Here is a 17,508-nt window from a genome sequence, read left to right on the forward strand (position 1 = left end):
CGACAACGGCAAAATAAAAAGCCACACAACTTTTAGAAAACGTCTCAAGGACGAGCTGCCAGAACACGACCGGTTCATGAACCCCTGAGGCAGTCGCAACCTCTTCCCCGTTGCTTATGCAATCACCTTATCTGCGCCAACGAAAAAGTTGGGGCGCGACAATCGAAACGATTCAACAGTTGAGGTCCACACTGGACGATTGACTCTCCTTCTCAGTTGCCTCAAAAATAAGAACAAATAATGAACACTTGGAGATGATGATGCGCACAACTGGCAAACTCGATTATCTGGAAATGCCCGCCGCCAATGGCTCACTCGACGCGACAAAAAGCTTTTATGCACGGGCATTCGGCTGGTCGTTCACCGATTACGGTCCCACTTATTCGGCCTATTCCGAGGGGCTGGACGGCGGCTTTGACGCCGACCCGCAAGCGACATCGAAGCCGCTACCCGTGCTTTATGCGCTGAGGCTCGAAACCGCGCTTCAAGCCGTGACCGAAGCTGGCGGCACCATCGTCAAGCCGATCTTTGCATTTCCGGGCGGACGCCGCTTTCATTTCACTGATCCGGCGGGTAATGAACTCGCAGTATGGAGTGAAAATTAGAGCAGCCCATGTCCACATCCTTGTCAGCCCTCGAAGCCGCAGCGCGATACTTATCCCAGGCCGACAAGGATCGGTTCTTCCGGATCAAACGTGAAATGGAAGCGGCAGGCGCTTCCAAAAAGAGTATTGAAGACCGCCTTCACGCCTTCATCTGGGAAGTCATCGAATCCGATGACGACGATGAAGACGTGGAAGAAGAATAGACGTCAGGTCTGAAGCACATCCCGAAAAATACGAAGCGTGATCAGCTCGCTTCACGCAGGCGTTCCGCCGTTTGGAGATCGACCGAAACAAGCTGGCTGACACCCTGCTCGCCCATGGTGACGCCGAACAGACGATTCATACGCGCCATGGTGATCGGATTATGCGTGATGACCACGAAACGAGTTTCGGTTGAAGCCGCCATCTCGTCCATCAGATTGCAATAGCGCTCAACATTGTGGTCGTCGAGTGGCGCGTCCACTTCGTCCAGCACGCAGATCGGCGCGGGGTTGGTGAGAAACACCGCAAAGATCAGCGCCATGGCAGTCAGCGCCTGCTCGCCGCCTGAAAGCAGCGTCATGGTCTGTGGCTTTTTCCCGGGTGGACGGGCGAGAATTTCAAGCCCGGCTTCCAGCGGATCGTCGCTTTCAATCAGTTGTAGTTCCGCCGTGCCGCCGCCGAACAGATGCGTGAACAGGCGCTGGAACTGCACATTCACCACCTCGAAGGCAGCCAGCAGACGCTCGCGTCCTTCGCGGTTCAGGCTCTGGATCGCCTGGCGCAATTTCTTGATCGCCTCGATGACATCCTCGCGCTCGGATACGATCGCGTCGAGACGGTCCGAAAGCTCCTGGCTTTCCTCTTCCGCGCGCAGGTTCACCGCGCCAAGCCGCTCGCGCTCGATCTTGAGCCGCTCCAGCTGGCGTTCCAGCTGATCGGGGTCGGGAATAGCATCATCGGCCTTCAGCCCGGTATGGCGGATCGCTTCATGCGGCGCACAGTTGAGCGCCTCAACGATACGGACTTCCGCGTCCTTGCGCCGCTCTTCGGCTGCGGCAAGACGTTCTTCGGCGCGGGCACGCTGCTCGCGACTTGATGCCAGATGCTGAATGGCAAGCGTCGCAGCCTTGTCGAGTTCGGCCTGCGCGGTCTCAGCCGCAGCCAGAATATCAGCGGCTTCTTTACGACGATCATCGGCCAGCGAAAGCTCGTTCAACAGCGCCCGGCGGCGCGCCTCGATCTCGTCCGGAGCTTCGGCCAGACCTTCCGCCTCGTCTGCCGTCTCAGCGCGGCGGTCGTTTAGCGACGCAATCTGCCGGTCGGCATTTTCCGCGCGCGAAATCCAGTTGCGTCGCTCCAGCGCAATCATGTCCAGACGGCGCAACCGCGCTTCGGCCTCACGACGCAGCCCTTCATAAGCGGCGCGTGCTTCGGCCAAAGCCGTGCGGTCGGAGAGAACTTCACTCGTCAGCGCCGCAAGGCGTTGCGCGATGGCCTCCAGATCCGGCATTTCACCGAGCCTATCTTCTGCTTCCGCGACGCGGATCTGCGCTTCTTCCAGATTTTCTTCCAGTCGCGCCTTGGATTCGTCCAGAGCCGAACGGCGGGTTGCAAGCTGCCCTGCCGCACGCTCGGCGACCGCCAGCGCTTCACGCGCCTCATCCAGTTTGCGCTGATTGGTGCGCCACTGATCGCGGGCGACACGCTCATGTTCGACGGCTTCGCGCACCGAAGCTTCAGCGCGGCGCACGGCCTGTTCGGCCTCATCGACGCCTTTGCGGGCGGCAACCGATTCCTGCTCCAGCTCGCTCAGGCGGTTCTTCTGGGCCAGACGTTGTGCTGCCGGTGTCGGCGCATCGGCGCTTGCCGTATAGCCATCCCAGCGCCACAGTGCGCCAGCCTTGCTCACCAGCCGCTGGCCGGGACGCAAAAGCGCCTGCAAACGCTGACCATCATTGTCCGACACAACGCCAACCTGGGCCAGCCTGCGGCGCAATTGCTGCGGCCCATCGACCAGCCGGTCGAGCGGCGTTGCCCCTTGCGGTAAGGCCGGATCGGCTTCCGGCGCCGGATTATAAGCCCAGTAGACGGGCGCATGCTCGTCGCTTGCCGCGTCGAGGTCTTCACCAAGCGCCGCGCCAAGTGCGACTTCATAGCCCTTCTCGACACGCAGCTCTTCCACCACAGGCGGAAACTGGCCGGTCTCGCCAGCATTAAGGATACGCGCCAGTGTCTGTGCTTCGGTCTCGATGCGGTTCAGTTCGGTGCGCGCTTCGTTCAGTGGCTGACGGCTCGCCGCTTCCACTTCGCGTGCGCCTGCGACCAGTTCTTCTGCCGCAACAACCGCTTCTTCAGCCGCAGCAAGCGCATCCGCACAAGCATCAACCACGATGCGCTTTTCAGCCGGGTCGAACAGACCGCCGATCTGCTGGACGACAGCGGCAATATCGCGCTCGATGGCGTCCATCTGCGCGGCAAGCCGGTCGCGGCGATCCTGCGTTTCCTTCAAAGCGCGTTCGATCTGCGCCCGTTCGGCGGTCGCTTCCGCCCGTTCGGCGGTCACCCGCGCCAGCGCGCCTTCGCTATCGGTCAGGCGAATTTCCGCCTCTTCGAACAGCGCACGCAATTCCTCGTCGCGCTCGCCCGATGCTTCGTTGGAAGCGACCAGTTCCTGCTCTTCTTCCTCCAGTTTCGCCAGAATATCGGCGTTCTCGCGCACCATCTGCTCTTCGCGAGCAATGTCGGCAGTCAGCTGTTCCAGCCGCTTCATCAACTCGGCGCGGCGGGCGCGAATGCGTCCGTCCTCTTCGTCCAGCTGGGTGCGGGCAATTGAAAGGCGCTGCAAGGCGGCAGCGGCCTTGGCTTCGGCCTCGCGCAGTTCCGGCAGCTTATGCGCGCCAATCGCCTGATCGCGGGCCGCGTTCATCTGCGCCTGCGCCATATCGCCGACAGTCGCGGTCGCAGCCGACAAGGCGCTTTGCGCCTCGCCTTCCTGCACCTTGGCCTGGCTCCAGCGCAGATGCAGCAAGGCGGCTTCCGCACGGCGGATATCGGCGGACAGCGCCTTGAAACGGTTGGCCTGACGCGCCTGACGCTTCAGGCTTTCGATCTGGCTACCCAACTCGCCGACCACATCGTCAAGACGATCTAGATTGCCCTCGGCAGCACGCAGGCGTAGCTCCGCTTCGTGGCGGCGCGTATGAAGGCCGGAAATACCGGCAGCTTCTTCCAGAAGCGCGCGGCGCGCCTGCGGCTTGGCCTGAATGAGTTCGCCGATGCGCCCCTGCCCGACCATGGACGGCGAACGCGCGCCGGTCGATTGATCCGCAAAGAGCAACTGCACATCCTTGGCGCGAGCTTCCTTACCATTGATGCGATAGACGGAGCCTGCCTCGCGCTCGATACGGCGCGACACCTGCAACTCATCGGCGTCATTATAGCTCGCGGGAGCCGTGCGGTCGGAATTGTCGAGGAAAAGCGTCACTTCCGCCGTATTGCGCGCCGGGCGCGTGGCAGAACCGGAGAAAATGACATCGTCCATGCCGGAAGCGCGCATGTTCTTGTATGAGTTTTCACCCATCACCCAGCGCAAGGCTTCCACCAGATTGGATTTGCCGCAGCCATTCGGCCCGACAACGCCGGTCAGCCCGCCTTCGATGACGAACTCCATGGGTTCGACGAAGGACTTGAAACCGACCAAGCGCAGTTTGGAGAAGCGCATCAGCAAGCTCCTCCAGTTTTATCGCCCATTCCAGAAACGACAAAAGCGGACGCAATGATGCGTCCGCTTTTCATCCGGGAAAACGGGTCAGAGAAGCTTGTCGATGATTGCCGACATTTCGTCAACCGAAAGGGCTCCAGCGTATTTTTGGCCGTTGATGAAGAAGGTTGGCGTCGCATTGACTCCATAATCCTTCGATCCACGTTCCATCGTGGCTCTCACATCATCGAGAACTTGCTGGTTCGTCAAGCAAGCCTTGAAGGACTCCTGTGTAAAACCGGCAAGTTTTGCGATTTGTAGCAGGGCAGCTTCACCATCTTCGGCGGTTGCCCACTGTTGCTGCTGCTTGAAGAACACGTCGACCATCGGGAAATAGCGATCTTCCGGAGCGCAGCGCGCCAGCATGAACGCAGCGGTTGCGCGCGGATCGAACGGGAATTCGCGGAAGATGAGCCGCGCCTTGCCTGTATCGATATATTTTTCCTTGATCTTCGGCAAAGTATTGATCGTGAATTCGGCGCAATGCGGGCAGGTCAGCGATGCATATTCGATGATCGTCACCGGTGCATCGGCCTTGCCGTAGACCATATCCTTGAGCTTGCCCGGCTCGGCGATCTTCGCCGCATCGACAGTGCCTTCCGGGGCACGGTCCTGCGCCAGAGCGCCCGTTGCAGAAGCTCCTGCAAAAGCCAGTCCGGCAGCAGCCGATCCAGCGAGAGAAATGACGTGTCTGCGATTAAGTACGGCAGGCATCCGAATCATCCAGTCCTGTTTCATTTGGTTGTTCGATATATAATTTAAGGCGGCCGAGAAATATTCGCCAGACCCGCATCGTTCACATGAAAGTCAGAAGAGCGCCGATATTGTTTCCATATTCAGAACGACTAGCCCGGTTCTTGCTTCGACTCGCTGCAAACTGCCCAAGGCTTGCATCAAATTTATGGCGGCTTGTATCGCAATTAAGAGTTTTTGCAATTGTGGGAGTTTCTTAGAGCTTGTTCCAAAAGTCGCCCTGTGTGGCTGCAAATGGCAATTTTCTCCATTCCGGTGCTCACGTACCTTAAGTACGTTCCGCTCCGGTACTCGAAAATCACCATTTTCGCACACACATGCCGCTTTTTGATTCAGTCTCTTAATCCGTCTTTTTGCCAGAGCTGCGCTTTTCCGCCAGAATATTCTTACCGAGCCGTGCAAGTGCTGCCCGCAAGGCATCATCCTCAATTCCGTCCGTTGCCTTGTCGATCCGGCGCTCTTCCGAAGGGGCCAGCGGAGCAAGCCGCTTGGCCCGGCGCTTGGCCGGTATAGCGGGCGGCTTTTGCTCGATGCGGATGCGCCCGATGGCCGAAAAGCCAAGAAAGCCATTGACGCGACTGATGATTTCTCCGGTCTCGTGCTGGATCTGTAAGGCGGCAAAACCTTCGCAAGCGATGATCAAGGTCGCAGGTTTGAATGGGTCATCTTCATGCAGGCGACGCGGCCAGAGAATACGCAACGGGCGCGATGTGGCGCCAATGGCTGGGCCGACGATATCTTCCCAGGATTGCAGGAGCGAGAGATTGATGCCCGCACGTTTCTGGAGCATCGGGTCCATCAGACCCGAGGTCATATCTGCCAGCGGTCGAAATCCGCGTTTTGATTTTGGCTCGCTCATCGCGCTCCATTATAGCCGCGAAACCACTCCACAAACAAAGGAATACCTTCATCGAGCGTCGTTTTGGGGCTGAAACCCAGATCGCGGGCGGCCAGCGTGATATCCGCATAGGTGCGTGGAACGTCTGCGGCAGGCATCGGTTCAAGCTTACGGATCGCTTCCCTACCCGTCGCCTTCTCGATTGCCGCAATGAAATCATTGAGCATGACCGGGCGGTTGTTGCCGAGATTATAGACCGGCGCGGTTTCCTCCGGCTTTTCCACAATGCGTTTCACGGCGCCGACAACGCCGCTGACGATATCCTCCACGAACGTAAAATCGCGCTGCATCTCGCCATTGTTGAAAACGCGGATGGGCTCCCCTTTCAGGATCGCCGAAGTGAAAAGCCATGGCGCCATATCCGGTCGTCCAAAGGGGCCGTAAACCGTGAAAAAGCGCAAGCCCGTCGAATGCAGCTTGTGTACATGGCTGTAGGAAAAAGCCAGCAATTCGCCCGAGCGTTTCGTGGCGGCATAGACCGATACCGGATGATTGACCGGATCGCTTTCCGAAAAAGGAATTTTCTCGTTTGCGCCATAAACCGACGACGAACTGGCATAGACCACGGGTGGGCGCTTTTCGAGCTTCAGCGCGGTCTCGAAAATATTGACCTGCCCCATGACATTGGCCGAAACATAGGCAGCCGGGTTTTCGATGGAATAACGAACGCCCGCCTGCGCGGCGAGATGCACGATCACATCGGCATCCCTATCCGCGCCAATGGCACTCTTGATCGCTTCCGCATCCGCAATATCGGCTTTGGCAAAACGAAAGCCGTCGCGCGCGTGGAGCTTGGCGAGCCGCGTTTCCTTCAGCTCGACCTGATAGTAGTCGTTGACATTATCGATGCCGACAACCTGCCAGCCTTCGTCCAACAGGCGTTGTGCCGTGTGGTATCCGATGAAACCGGCGGCCCCCGTTACTATCGTTTTCATGCAATCGACTTCTTTCCGAATACGCACATTTCAAGTCCGGCGCGCCGTGCGGCCATGACCCGACGGGACGCGGCTGCATTCAGCGCCGCAAGGAAGAACATGGTCGACGAAATCGTGACTTCATGCAGTAGCGGATTGTGCAGCATGCCATAACTGCCGCTGACCACCGCGAAATAAATCAGGGCTCTGCGCATTGCCCAGCTATCTGCGGTTCGCCACAGATAGACCAAAATGGACAGGAAGGCACCGGTCATGAAGATCAGGCCGATGATACCGTCATTCAGCAATTCGTCGAGAACAGTATTGTGCACATGGCGGAACCCGGCCAGTATCGGAGCCTGTTCGCCCGCTTCCGTCCGCACCTCATTCATTTTGGAATAGGAACCGACGCCCGCAATCGGATGCTGCACGATGATCTTGCTGGCGCTTTTCCACAGCACCTCTCGAATATCGGCAGAAATCTTGTCTTCCCACTGCTTGCTGTCACCGGTGTCGTAATACTCGATCATGCCAGAAAAGCGCTTCGAAATGATGTCGCCGACAGGACCGACGACAACCAGCGCCGCCAAAGCAACGCCCAGCGCGGCGTAAACACTCCCCTGCTGGCGGATGCTGAAACGCTTCAGAAAGAAAATGATTTCAATCGCCGCAAAGAACGGCAGAACCACGATCACGGCCCGGGTTTCCGAGGTTAAAACCGCCGCCAGACCAAGCACGAGCCAGTGCGGCCCGTTCGGGAGATAGCGCGATGCCTGGCGCAAAGGTATCGCTGCCGAGATGGCCGAGACGCCCACAACAAAGGCAAAAACCGCCTGATTGCCGCCGATCCCGATACGTCCGCCAGCGGTGACCGCCAGATACAGCGCAGCAATAGTGGCGACGAGGACGCCGACACGCGCGCCAAGCACATAGGCGCGCAGCGGGTCGCGGATCAAAGCCATGCCGGAGCCTGCAAAGGCGAAAACCGCAATCAGCAGCGTATAGCCGATCTGACGGTTATCGTTGAAGGGTTCGCCGCGAAACAGGATCAGCCCAAGCGACCAGGCCGCATAAAGCAGAATGAAAATATAGAATTTCTTGCAATGGAGCCGCGCGACCGCATGGCGGCCGCAAGCCATATAGATTCCGATGCAGGAAAAAACGAATAAAATCAAAGGGCCGAGGCCGACCCGGATTGGCATCGCCGCTGAGGCCACGCCCAAAATCCAGGGATCTACCCTGCGGCGAACTAAAAAGGATTTTTTGAAATAACTCAATCGGTTGCCTCTCTGAGATTCCTCTTCGCAAGTGCATAAACGATTCGCCTGACATAATCGGCAGTCCTGAAAAAAAGCGTAGTTAGCCTTTTGTATGGCGGCAATCGCTTTTTAGCGTAAGCTGAACGGCCCTGTGCAATTGTCGATACAGCAACGTTGGAGAATTCCACCACCGGTTTGTCGGTAGTGAAAATCTCGTAATGGCCAGCCCATCCTCGTTCAAGTGCAACATCGTAAGGGACCCGCATGGGGCGTATCCCAGCCAGCAGTTTCGCAGCCCCTTCCCGTGTCACGATATAAGCCGCAGAGCTTCCCAGCGGTCCATGCAGACAACGCCCGATTGCGAACTCGTCATCGACTTGACGGAATGACCGGAATGCCGCCGTGCGGTGATTGACCAGTTTGATCGCATCCCAACCGCTGATTCGGATCGCTTTTTCAACGAAGGGCATAAAAGCGGTCGTAAACAGGACATCGTCCTCGACCAGAACGGCAAAGGGTTCCGGGGCCGCAGCGATGACTTCAAGCGCGCGAATGTGGCTGAAATAGCAACCAATTTCGGCAGGCATGGCGATTTTGCCATGGCAGCGTCGGAAACCGGCCTCATCGAAATCGCCAAGCTCGTCCGGCTGCAACAGCTTGCCTTCCACAGCCTCGACGCGCCGCAGATCGAGCGAAAACGCGTCAGCGCTTTGTTGCAGGCGCTCCCATCGGTCTCGCGAACGCGCGAGATTGATGACATAAACCGGTACGGAATTAATCACTGATTCTCTTTCCACGGCAAAAGCGCGATGGGAGGATTTGTAACGCGCCAGACCCATTTGCCAAGTGCTGACAATGTTTGGCTTTACACTATCGCTGTTTTTTCTATCAACTACAGAAAACGGGACATTTTTTAGAAAGCCGCTGCGACTTTGAATTCCACCGCCCGCCCGATCACTGCTTCGCCTCAAGCCAAAAGCGGTTCCACACGCAGCGGCCAGCTTTTGAGCTGGTATGATCGCCATCACCGTGTTCTGCCCTGGCGCGTGACGCCCTCAGAACAGACGCGCGGCATACGGCCCGATCCTTACCGGGTCTGGCTTTCGGAAATCATGCTTCAACAGACGACCGTTGAGGCCGTGAAATCCTATTTCACCGCTTTCGTCGCACACTGGCCGAACGTGCGCGCCATGACGAACGCCAGCGAAGACGATATTCTGCGCGCATGGGCCGGGCTTGGTTACTATTCCCGCGCCCGCAACCTCAAGAAATGCGCCGATCTCGTTGCCACGCAATATGGCGGCAAATTTCCAGACAATGCCGCAGCATTGAAGGAACTGCCCGGCATCGGGGACTACACATCGGCAGCTATCGCCGCGATCGCGTTCGGCGAAAATGCCGCAGTGGTGGACGGCAATGTCGAGCGCGTCATTTCGCGGCTTTATGCCATCGACACGCCGCTGCCAGCCGCCAAACCGCAAATCCGCGCCCTGATGGCCGAGATGACGCCGTCAGACCGCCCCGGCGACTTTGCACAGGCGATGATGGATCTCGGCGCAACGATCTGCACGCCGCGCCGACCGGCCTGCGCGATCTGCCCGGTCAACGATAATTGCATCGCACTCGCCACCCGCGACCCGGAGGAATTTCCGGTCAAGGCGCCCAAGGCGGAAAAGCCGATCCGCACTGGTGCGGCTTTCATTGCAATCAACGGAGATGGGGCGATTTTTCTGCAAAAGCGTGAGCGCCAAGGCCTGCTGGCGGGCATGACGGAAGTGCCGGGCAGCGCGTGGACCGCGCGTATCGATGGCGACGCGACCATAAATGCGGCCCCCTTTCCGGCATCCTGGATTCCGGCGGGCAGCATTACCCATGTCTTCACCCATTTCGAATTGCGCCTCTCGGTCTACCGCGCCGAGAATGTGAGCGAGCGTTTGGCCGCAAATGGCTGGTGGTCAGCGCCGGACGAGCTCGCCGGAGAAGCTTTGCCCACCGTGATGAAGAAAGCCATTGCAGCGGCGGTGCCGGATGCCTTCAAGCAGACTGGCAAACCCAAAAGGACGAAAACGTGATCTCTCCAATCAAACATGTCGTTTTCGATATCGGCAAGGTTCTCATCCATTACGATCCGGAACTGGCCTATCTCGACATCATTCCCGACACCGAGCGGCGGCGCTGGTTTCTGGAAACGGTCTGCACGGGTCCGTGGAATGTCGAACAGGATCGCGGGCGCAGCTGGCAGGATGCCGAAGCGCTGTTGATCGACACCCACCCGGAATGGCGCGAGCAGATTCTGGCTTTCCGGCAGAACTGGTCGCGCATGGTGCCGCATGCCTATGATGAAAGCGTCGCCATTCTGCGCGGGCTGATCGCCTCGGGGAACGATGTCACCATGCTGACCAATTTCGCCTCCGACACGTTCCGCGAAGCGCAGGTCCGGTTTCCTTTCCTGACGGAAAGCCGGGGTGTCACCGTTTCGGGCGACGTGAAGATGCTGAAACCCGACCGGGAAATCTACGATACGCACGTCGCAGCGTTCGACCTCGACCCGGCGGCAACGCTTTTCATCGATGACTCGCTACACAATGTTGACGGCGCCAAGGCTGCCGGCTGGCAGGCCGTTCATTTCACCGGTGCGCCCAAACTCGCCGCCGACCTGAAATCTCTCGGATTAAGTTTCTGACAAAGCGAAAGCGCCCGAAGCATTCGCTTCGGGCGCTCCATGATCAGACTTTGCTGGAGGCCGTCCGATGAGAATTATGCTCAGGCGCCTGCTGCTGCCATCTCGTCGCGGATGACTTTGCGCAGATCGTCGATAGGTTTCAGCACGCCTTCTTCTTCAAAATGCCAGAAGGTCCAGCCATTGCAGGCGTCGAACCCTTGCACCTTGGCGCCGATACGATGGATCGAACCGGCTTCACCATTGGCGGCCAGCGTGCCGTCAGCGCGAACGATCGCTGCAAAGCGGCGGCGCGCATCGCAAAGAACCGTTCCCGGACGTAAGAGACCTGCTTCCAGCACGCTGGTGAAAGCCACACGCGGTTCAGCGCGCTTGCCGGTCATGACGGTCAGTTCAGCCTTGCCGAGCGGTTCCACCGCATCAATGCGGGCGGTTGCGGCGTCGATATAGGTCTGTTCGCGTTCGATACCGACAAAATGGCGTCCGAGGCGCTTCGCCACCGCGCCGGTCGTGCCAGAACCGAAGAATGGGTCGAGAATAACGTCTCCCGGCTTGCTCGAAGCCATCATGATGCGGGCCAGAAGCGCTTCCGGCTTCTGCGTCGGATGAACCTTGTCGCCGTTCTCGTCCTTCAGGCGTTCGGAACCCGTGCAGATCGGAAACAGCCAGTCCGAGCGCATCTGCACATCGTCATTGGCGGCTTTCATCGCTTCATAATTGAACGTGTAACCCTTGCCCTTCTGGTCGCGCGATGCCCAGATCAGCGTCTCATGCGCGTTCTGGAAACGACGCCCGCGGAAGTTCGGCATCGGATTGGTCTTGCGCCAGATGACATCGTTGAGGAGCCAGAAGCCCAGATCCTGCAACTGCGTGCCGACGCGGAAAATATTGTGATAGGAGCCGATAACCCAGATCGTGCCATTCGGCTTCAATACGCGGCGGCAGGCCAAAAGCCAGGCGCGGGTGAAAGCGTCATAAGCCTGAAAGCTCTCGAACTGGTCCCAATGATCGTCAACAGCGCTGACCATCGACTGATCCGGGCGATGCAGATCGCCACCCAGCTGAAGATTGTAGGGCGGATCGGCAAAGATGACATCGACGGAATGATCCGGCAGGCGCTCCAGAGCGGAAACGCAATCACCCTTGATGATGGAGTCGAGCCAGGCGGTACGCGGGGCCTCGATGGGCAACTCATGGGCAAGACGTACTAGGGACATGGGATACTCGATTACCTGTGGACGCGAAAACTTGTCCTTATGGTTACCGGGTAGGGTAAATATGGCGTTAACGCCAAGGTATTGAAATCGTAAACCTTTTCTTAAAAAGGCAACGAAGTCCCGGCTTTCCGGGCTTTTTCCTTTCAAACGATGCGGAACAATTTCATGACTGCCATCTTAACGCCGTCATCGAAATGCAAAGGCCGACGGGTAATGCGTCGTCTCCAATAAGGCTTGGTTATCCCTTTCCGGCTATGATTTGCGAATAATCAGCCTTCGAAGCAACTGAGCCGACCGATCCGCGCCTGTCAGGTTTTTGCATATGAATTTCGCAGAACTGCGCCATAACCGTTATTTGAGGGTTTTCTTCGTTCCCTTCCGCATGCGCGCCGTTGTGCGCGGCAGCGAAATCGGTCTCGTCATCGCGGGTGTGGTGATCGGCATCGTCTCCGGCCTTGCCGTTGCGGCCATCGGCGGCATATCGCAATGGATGCATCAGGCGCTGTTTGCGCTGGAACCCGGCGAAAAGCTCAGTTCTGCGGCGCAGCTTTATCCCAGCGCCTTCATCGCGCCGCTGGCTGGCGGCATTCTTATGGGGATTATCATCTGGGTGCTGGCGCGTTGGCGCAAGCGCCCCATCGTCGATCCCATCGAAGCCAATGCCTTGCATGGCGGTCGCCTGTCACTCACCGATAGCTTTATTCTCGTCGGGCAAAACCTGATTTCCAACGGCTTTGGCGCTTCGGTTGGCCTGGAGGCCGCTTATACGCAGCTTGCCAGCGGTTTCGCATCGCGCATCGGGCGCGCGCTCAAACTGCGCCGGGCCGACTTGCGCACGCTGGTCGGCTGCGGTGCGGCAGCGGCCATTGCCAGCGCGTTCAACGCGCCCCTCACCGGCGCATTTTATGCATTCGAGCTTATCATTGGCGTTTATTCCATCGCCACACTGGCCCCGGTGGTCGTCGCGGCGATTGTCGGCACTTTGGTGACGCAGGCCATTGGGGGCACACCTTTTCTGATCGATATCGGCAACATCGACGCCATCACCCCACGTGACTACGTGCCCGCATTGCTGCTGGGCTTTGTTTCGGCAGGGATCGCCATTTTGATCATGCGCGGCGTAACATTCGTCGAGCAAATCACCCGGCGCAGTTTTCTGCCCAATGTCCTGACACCGGCTATCGGCGGGGCCATCGTCGGTCTGATCGCCTTCTTCTCGCCGCAGGTGCTGGCCTCTGGCCATGGCGCGCTGCATCTCGATCTGAATGCGAATATTACAATCTCGGCGCTGCTGTTGCTGATCCTGACGAAATCGCTGGCCTCGGCAATTTCCATCGGCTCCGGCTTTCGCGGCGGCCTGTTCTTCGCATCGCTGTTTCTGGGCGCATTGACCGGCAAGCTTTTCGCAGCGGTCGCGGGCGTGGTGCTGCCAACCAGCCTGACGCTTGCGCCGGAAGTCTATGCGGTGATCGGCATGTCATCACTCGCCGTCGCCATCGTCGGCGGCCCCATGACCATGACCTTTCTGGCGCTGGAACTGACCGGCGATTTTCCGATTTCCATGCTGGTGCTCGGTGCCGTCGTGTCCTCCTCGCTGATGGTCCGCAAGACCTTCGGCTACTCCTTCGCCACCTGGCGCTTCCACCTGCGCGGCGAAGCGATCCGCTCGGCGCATGATATTGGCTGGATACGCAATCTGACCGTCAGCCGCATGATGCGTCACGATGTGCGCACCGTGCTGATCGACACGGATATCGAAACCTTCCGCCACGATTTCCCGCTTGGTTCTACCCAGCGGGTCATCGCGGTGGATACGCAGGACGCTATGTCGGCATGATCCCCGTGCCGGAAGTCTATGCCGACAGTTTCGACAGTTCGGAAAACCACAGCATCAGCGAGCTTTTGAAGTATCAGGATGAATTCCTGTTGCCGCAAATGAACGCCAAGGAAGCTGTCGTGCGGTTTGACCGTTCCGAAAGCGAAGCGCTCGCCGTGGTCAACAATGCGCAGGAACGCAAGGTCATGGGCCTGTTGAGTGAAGCGCATACGCTCAGGCGCTATAGCGAAGAGCTGGACCGCAGACGGCGCGAAGTCTCCGGTGAAGTTTGACGCTAGGGCTATAAAGTTGTAGCTGATCCTTCAATATTCCCGATGCGTTCCCGCAAGTGTGAATGCGTCCTCCTCCCGATAAGAAGGCTACCCACATGGCGGCTCCGTCCCTCATCATTTTCGATTGCGATGGCGTTTTGGTGGATTCCGAAATCATCGCTGCGGAAGTCGAATCCGTGCTTCTGACCGATGCCGGTTTTCAGATTTCCGCCGACGAACTGGCCGAACGTTTCGCCGGTCTCACCTGGCAGGACATCCTGCTGACGGTCGAGCGCGAGGCAGGCATAGCGCTTTCCGCATCGCTGATCGATAAATCGGAAAGCATTCTCGATGAGCGCCTCAAGAACGAGGTGCAGGCTGTCGATGATATTGTGGAAGTGGTTTCGGCATTGAAGCTGCCGAAATGCATCTGCTCCAACTCGACCAGCGCACGGCTGGAAACCATGCTGAAGCGCGTTGAGCTTTACGATCTCTTTGCACCGAATATTTTTTCGGCCAAGGAAGTCGGCACCAAAAAGACCAAGCCCGCGCCGGATGTGTTCCTCTATGCGGCCAAGCAGTTCGATGTCGATCCAAGCAATGTGATCGTGATCGAGGATTCCGTGCACGGCATCCATGGCGCGCGTGCCGCCGGTATGCGGGTCATCGGCTTTACGGGTGGTGCGCACACCTATCCGGGCCATGCCGACCGTCTGACCGACGCAGGGGCCGAGACGGTGATCCACCGTCACAAGGATCTGGCGAGCGTCATCAACGCGCTATCGATCTGGACCGACGCCTGACACACAAGGTTCCGGCGTACCGTCCGATCTGATCTAAATATCGCGTTAGCCCGAACGTTCGGGCCATCTTCCGCACTGCTTCAGTGTCTGAATCAAAAAGCGACAGGCCGTGGCGAAAATGGTGATTTCGAGAACCAGAGCTTGAGCCGTACTTTTGGGTACGTGAGCACCGGGAGCCTCGCGCAATCCCGAAAAGTTGCAGACTTTTCGGATCAGATTATGCGAATACAAAACTCAAATTGCGATTTGCAGTCCGGCATGGCGACTTTTGGAACAGACACTCAGGCGGCGGAGCGTTTGCTGCGCCCCTTCGGCGGCACGTTGAGGATGGCCAGCAGCTCTTCGGCTTCCTGCTCGGCAAGACCGATCAGCAGCCGGGTCCCCATCATGACAGGCTCACCCGTAGACGTCTCGAAGATCGCCCAGGTATCCGTCGGTTCGAGAATACGTTCATATTTCTGTTTCATGGGTGCAGACTAGCGCAGACTCGTTGCTTTTCGTTTGAACATCGCTGTCGAATTTAATTCGAATTTTAGCTAAAGCGCGTTTTGCTTTTAGGATATTCACAGAATGCGGTAAGACATCAGCCTATCTAACCACGCGGCTCGCCGCCAATGCCCAGAAACGAGCCTTTTCGGGTCGTCTTCCGGCGTTTTACGGGTTTTGCGGGTTTTGCAACCACCAGCGTTCGCGCGATGATCGCAGAGACCGGCTTGCCGAAATACCAGCCCTGCGCCTTGACCGGCGCGCTGTCGCCCGCACTTTCCCTGGCGAAATAGAGCGCCTGCGCCTCCGTTTCCACACCTTCCACAACCACGTCCAGACAATGCTGCCGCGCCATGGCCAGTATCTGCGGAACGATCGAAACCGTGCTGCCATTGTCGACCGTCCGTGTGAACGTCTTGTCGATCTTGATCGCATCCACATTCAACGCGCCGAGATAAGCAAGGCTGGAATAGCCTGTTCCAAAATCATCGATATAGATGCGATGCCCCTTCTCGCGCAGATGATGGATCGCACCGGAAGCCTTCGCAAAATCCACCGCTGTACGCTCGGTCAGCTCCAGACCGATCTGCTGCGGGTCGATGGACGCTTTCACCAGCCGCGCCTCCAGCCGGTTGGCGAATTCCATGTCATGCAGGTCGCGGGCGCTTATGTTGATATTGATGCGCAAGCCGGGCTTGGCGCGCAACAGCTCGCCCATTTCGCTGATCACTGCATCGATTACATAAAGCGTTATGCGATGGATCAGCCCGCTCTTCTCCGCCCGCGTAATGAAAACATCCGGCGGAACAAAGTCTCCCTTATGAATCTCCCAGCGTATCAGAGCCTCAAAACCGACAATCGCGCCACTGGCAACATTGACTACCGGCTGGTAGACAACCTCCAGTTCCTTTTTTGTCAGCGCTCTGGACAGGAGCGTCATCAGCGAACGGTCGCGATTATTATAGACGCGCCAGCCAAGGCCAAGACTGCCAGCCGCCAACATGCCAAGCACAATGGAAAGAAATGATCGCAGCCGCGCATGCAGGCTTGTGCGGTCGATCTCCGTCCTCAGCGTGAGACAGATGAGCTTGTCCGGGCTGCAGGCATAGGCGTTCAGCTGGTCATGCTTTTCGACAAAATCCCGGATCTTCCCGCCTGATAGCGGCTCAAGATCGGCATTGGCCGGATATTCATAAAAGCGAGCGAAATTCTCGCGCGACTGATCGCTCATGAACAGGGCGAAGGCATAGCCCGGCGTATGCATGAAATCGAAGGCCGCCGGGCTTAGAACGACATTGGAGTTACCCTTGCCCATCACCGGGCCATAGGTTCCCGGCGTAACCAGCGGGCGGTCGGCATAGACGTAGGTTCCGTCAGGCAGCAGCGCATCCGCCGTGGAGCGCGGTTCCTGCCGCGCCAGATCCGGCAGCAGCGTCGAACAGTTCAACCGGCCATCGATCAGCCGGCCAATATCCTTGATCTGGTAGGCTTTGAAGAGAATTCTGCGCAGATAGACCCGCTCATCGGCGGAGCAAACCCTGTAGGGCGATTGTTCTGCCTGATCGAGAGTATTGTGCGCCGAGTCGATCAGCCGCCCCGCATAGGAAAGCAATGCCTCCATATAGGCATTTACCTGCCGCTCATCGCCCATTCTTCGTAGTTTTTCGCCAACCCAATGCCCGGCGACCGCTCCACAGAGAAGCAGCAAGACAAGGATAAGAGGAACTGGATTGAAAAGGCTCCCGCCACTGCTCCGCCTGCGCACCATCCGCCCTTGATACCTCGCAAACGATCTGTGGCAGGGACTATACTGCTTATCCCGCATAAGCAGCTATATTAAATATAAGCACAGACCCACAGCATCAATATAAACATATAAAAACGATATGACTATTACACGAACCGCATCTTTTGGGAACAATATTAATTTATTGGCAGTTTTGTTTTTGTATTAGAGCTCGCAAATATATCGACGTTCGCGACTGTACCAATATCGCGCGCAGGCAACAAAAAATGCGCGGGTTTTGCCCCGCGCATCTGGTTTTCCGATAAGCGCTCCGCCC

At 57.8% G+C, this 17,508-nt stretch carries 16 protein-coding genes; 7 read left to right on the forward strand and 9 right to left on the reverse strand.

What is annotated here, in order from left to right; all coding sequences use genetic code 11:
• Positions 1–260 precede the first annotated feature (260 nt).
• Positions 261–605 (forward strand): VOC family protein, encoded by a 345-nt coding sequence (locus tag QLQ11_RS05730; protein WP_121537399.1) that lies wholly within the window; start codon positions 261–263, stop codon positions 603–605.
• A gap of 8 nt (positions 606–613) precedes the next feature.
• The gene (locus QLQ11_RS05735) at positions 614–808 is read left to right on the forward strand and encodes a hypothetical protein (RefSeq protein ID WP_109368520.1); all 195 of its coding nucleotides are present in this window, start codon (positions 614–616) and stop codon (positions 806–808) included.
• A gap of 41 nt (positions 809–849) precedes the next feature.
• Here the strand turns inward: QLQ11_RS05735 and smc are convergent, their stop codons facing one another.
• The 6 genes from smc to QLQ11_RS05765 form a co-directional block, all read right to left on the reverse strand.
• Positions 850–4,308 (reverse strand): chromosome segregation protein SMC, encoded by a 3,459-nt coding sequence (smc, locus tag QLQ11_RS05740; RefSeq protein ID WP_124915227.1) that lies wholly within the window; start codon positions 4,306–4,308, stop codon positions 850–852.
• 87 nt (positions 4,309–4,395) lie between these two features.
• Positions 4,396–5,061, reverse strand: coding sequence for a DsbA family protein (locus QLQ11_RS05745; protein ID WP_283736045.1), 666 nt, complete (start codon positions 5,059–5,061; stop codon positions 4,396–4,398).
• Between the two features lie 379 nt (positions 5,062–5,440).
• Positions 5,441–5,959 carry a DUF721 domain-containing protein gene (locus QLQ11_RS05750; RefSeq protein WP_109368517.1) on the reverse strand — a complete coding sequence of 173 codons (519 nt, stop codon included), beginning with the start codon at positions 5,957–5,959 and terminating at the stop codon, positions 5,441–5,443.
• On the reverse strand, positions 5,956–6,933 hold the full coding sequence (locus tag QLQ11_RS05755) for an SDR family NAD(P)-dependent oxidoreductase (protein WP_283736044.1): 978 nt from the start codon (positions 6,931–6,933) through the stop codon (positions 5,956–5,958). The genes QLQ11_RS05750 and QLQ11_RS05755 overlap by 4 nt, the downstream gene beginning before the upstream one ends.
• On the reverse strand, positions 6,930–8,051 hold the full coding sequence (locus tag QLQ11_RS05760) for an O-antigen ligase (RefSeq protein WP_283736043.1): 1,122 nt from the start codon (positions 8,049–8,051) through the stop codon (positions 6,930–6,932). The genes QLQ11_RS05755 and QLQ11_RS05760 overlap by 4 nt, the downstream gene beginning before the upstream one ends.
• Before the next feature lie 134 nt (positions 8,052–8,185).
• On the reverse strand, positions 8,186–9,196 hold the full coding sequence (locus QLQ11_RS05765; RefSeq protein ID WP_283736042.1) for a glycosyltransferase family 25 protein: 1,011 nt from the start codon (positions 9,194–9,196) through the stop codon (positions 8,186–8,188).
• Here QLQ11_RS05765 and mutY point away from each other — a divergent pair.
• Together mutY and QLQ11_RS05775 are read left to right on the forward strand one after the other, a co-directional pair.
• The gene (gene mutY / locus QLQ11_RS05770; protein WP_283736112.1) at positions 9,125–10,243 is read left to right on the forward strand and encodes an A/G-specific adenine glycosylase; all 1,119 of its coding nucleotides are present in this window, start codon (positions 9,125–9,127) and stop codon (positions 10,241–10,243) included. The genes QLQ11_RS05765 and mutY overlap by 72 nt on opposite strands.
• Complete coding sequence (locus QLQ11_RS05775; protein ID WP_283736041.1) at positions 10,240–10,854, forward strand: HAD family phosphatase; 615 nt, start codon at positions 10,240–10,242, stop codon at positions 10,852–10,854. The genes mutY and QLQ11_RS05775 overlap by 4 nt, the downstream gene beginning before the upstream one ends.
• Before the next feature lie 80 nt (positions 10,855–10,934).
• Here the strand turns inward: QLQ11_RS05775 and QLQ11_RS05780 are convergent, their stop codons facing one another.
• Positions 10,935–12,068 (reverse strand): site-specific DNA-methyltransferase, encoded by a 1,134-nt coding sequence (locus QLQ11_RS05780; protein WP_283736040.1) that lies wholly within the window; start codon positions 12,066–12,068, stop codon positions 10,935–10,937.
• A gap of 322 nt (positions 12,069–12,390) precedes the next feature.
• On the opposite strand from QLQ11_RS05780, the gene QLQ11_RS05785 reads away from it, so the two are divergent.
• From QLQ11_RS05785 to QLQ11_RS05795, 3 genes are all read left to right on the forward strand, one after another.
• Complete coding sequence (locus QLQ11_RS05785) at positions 12,391–13,905, forward strand: chloride channel protein (RefSeq protein ID WP_371835940.1); 1,515 nt, start codon at positions 12,391–12,393, stop codon at positions 13,903–13,905.
• The gene (locus QLQ11_RS05790) at positions 13,902–14,177 is read left to right on the forward strand and encodes a hypothetical protein (RefSeq protein WP_371835941.1); all 276 of its coding nucleotides are present in this window, start codon (positions 13,902–13,904) and stop codon (positions 14,175–14,177) included. The genes QLQ11_RS05785 and QLQ11_RS05790 overlap by 4 nt, the downstream gene beginning before the upstream one ends.
• Before the next feature lie 95 nt (positions 14,178–14,272).
• Positions 14,273–14,959, forward strand: coding sequence for an HAD family phosphatase (locus tag QLQ11_RS05795; protein WP_124915220.1), 687 nt, complete (start codon positions 14,273–14,275; stop codon positions 14,957–14,959).
• Between the two features lie 281 nt (positions 14,960–15,240).
• On the opposite strand, the gene QLQ11_RS05800 is transcribed toward QLQ11_RS05795, so the two are convergent.
• Both QLQ11_RS05800 and QLQ11_RS05805 read right to left on the reverse strand, forming a co-directional pair.
• Positions 15,241–15,426: a hypothetical protein gene (locus QLQ11_RS05800; protein ID WP_283736038.1), complete on the reverse strand. Its 186-nt coding sequence runs from the start codon at positions 15,424–15,426 to the stop codon at positions 15,241–15,243.
• Positions 15,427–15,551: 125 nt separating this feature from the next.
• Positions 15,552–17,213, reverse strand: a complete 1,662-nt coding sequence (locus QLQ11_RS05805; protein WP_371835942.1) for an EAL domain-containing protein — start codon at positions 17,211–17,213, stop codon at positions 15,552–15,554.
• Positions 17,214–17,508 lie beyond the last annotated feature (295 nt).

The organism is Ochrobactrum sp. SSR (assembly GCF_030067775.1).
Taxonomy (GTDB): domain Bacteria; phylum Pseudomonadota; class Alphaproteobacteria; order Rhizobiales; family Rhizobiaceae; genus Brucella; species Brucella teleogrylli.

Excerpts from the sequence above, each read along its gene's own strand:
- QLQ11_RS05735 (WP_109368520.1), top strand. The coding sequence starts at position 614 with ATGTCCACATCCTTGTCAGCCCTCGAAGCCGCAGCGCGATACTTATCC.
- QLQ11_RS05805 (WP_371835942.1), bottom strand. The coding sequence starts at position 17,213 with ATGGTGCGCAGGCGGAGCAGTGGCGGGAGCCTTTTCAATCCAGTTCCT.
- QLQ11_RS05790 (WP_371835941.1), top strand. The coding sequence starts at position 13,902 with ATGATCCCCGTGCCGGAAGTCTATGCCGACAGTTTCGACAGTTCGGAA.
- QLQ11_RS05785 (WP_371835940.1), top strand. The coding sequence starts at position 12,391 with ATGAATTTCGCAGAACTGCGCCATAACCGTTATTTGAGGGTTTTCTTC.
- QLQ11_RS05745 (WP_283736045.1), bottom strand. The coding sequence starts at position 5,061 with ATGCCTGCCGTACTTAATCGCAGACACGTCATTTCTCTCGCTGGATCG.
- QLQ11_RS05765 (WP_283736042.1), bottom strand. The coding sequence starts at position 9,196 with ATGGCGATCATACCAGCTCAAAAGCTGGCCGCTGCGTGTGGAACCGCT.
- QLQ11_RS05755 (WP_283736044.1), bottom strand. The coding sequence starts at position 6,933 with ATGAAAACGATAGTAACGGGGGCCGCCGGTTTCATCGGATACCACACG.
- QLQ11_RS05730 (WP_121537399.1), top strand. The coding sequence starts at position 261 with ATGCGCACAACTGGCAAACTCGATTATCTGGAAATGCCCGCCGCCAAT.
- QLQ11_RS05750 (WP_109368517.1), bottom strand. The coding sequence starts at position 5,959 with ATGAGCGAGCCAAAATCAAAACGCGGATTTCGACCGCTGGCAGATATG.
- QLQ11_RS05795 (WP_124915220.1), top strand. The coding sequence starts at position 14,273 with ATGGCGGCTCCGTCCCTCATCATTTTCGATTGCGATGGCGTTTTGGTG.
- smc (WP_124915227.1), bottom strand. The coding sequence starts at position 4,308 with ATGCGCTTCTCCAAACTGCGCTTGGTCGGTTTCAAGTCCTTCGTCGAA.
- QLQ11_RS05760 (WP_283736043.1), bottom strand. The coding sequence starts at position 8,051 with ATGGCTTGCGGCCGCCATGCGGTCGCGCGGCTCCATTGCAAGAAATTC.
- QLQ11_RS05800 (WP_283736038.1), bottom strand. The coding sequence starts at position 15,426 with ATGAAACAGAAATATGAACGTATTCTCGAACCGACGGATACCTGGGCG.
- QLQ11_RS05780 (WP_283736040.1), bottom strand. The coding sequence starts at position 12,068 with ATGTCCCTAGTACGTCTTGCCCATGAGTTGCCCATCGAGGCCCCGCGT.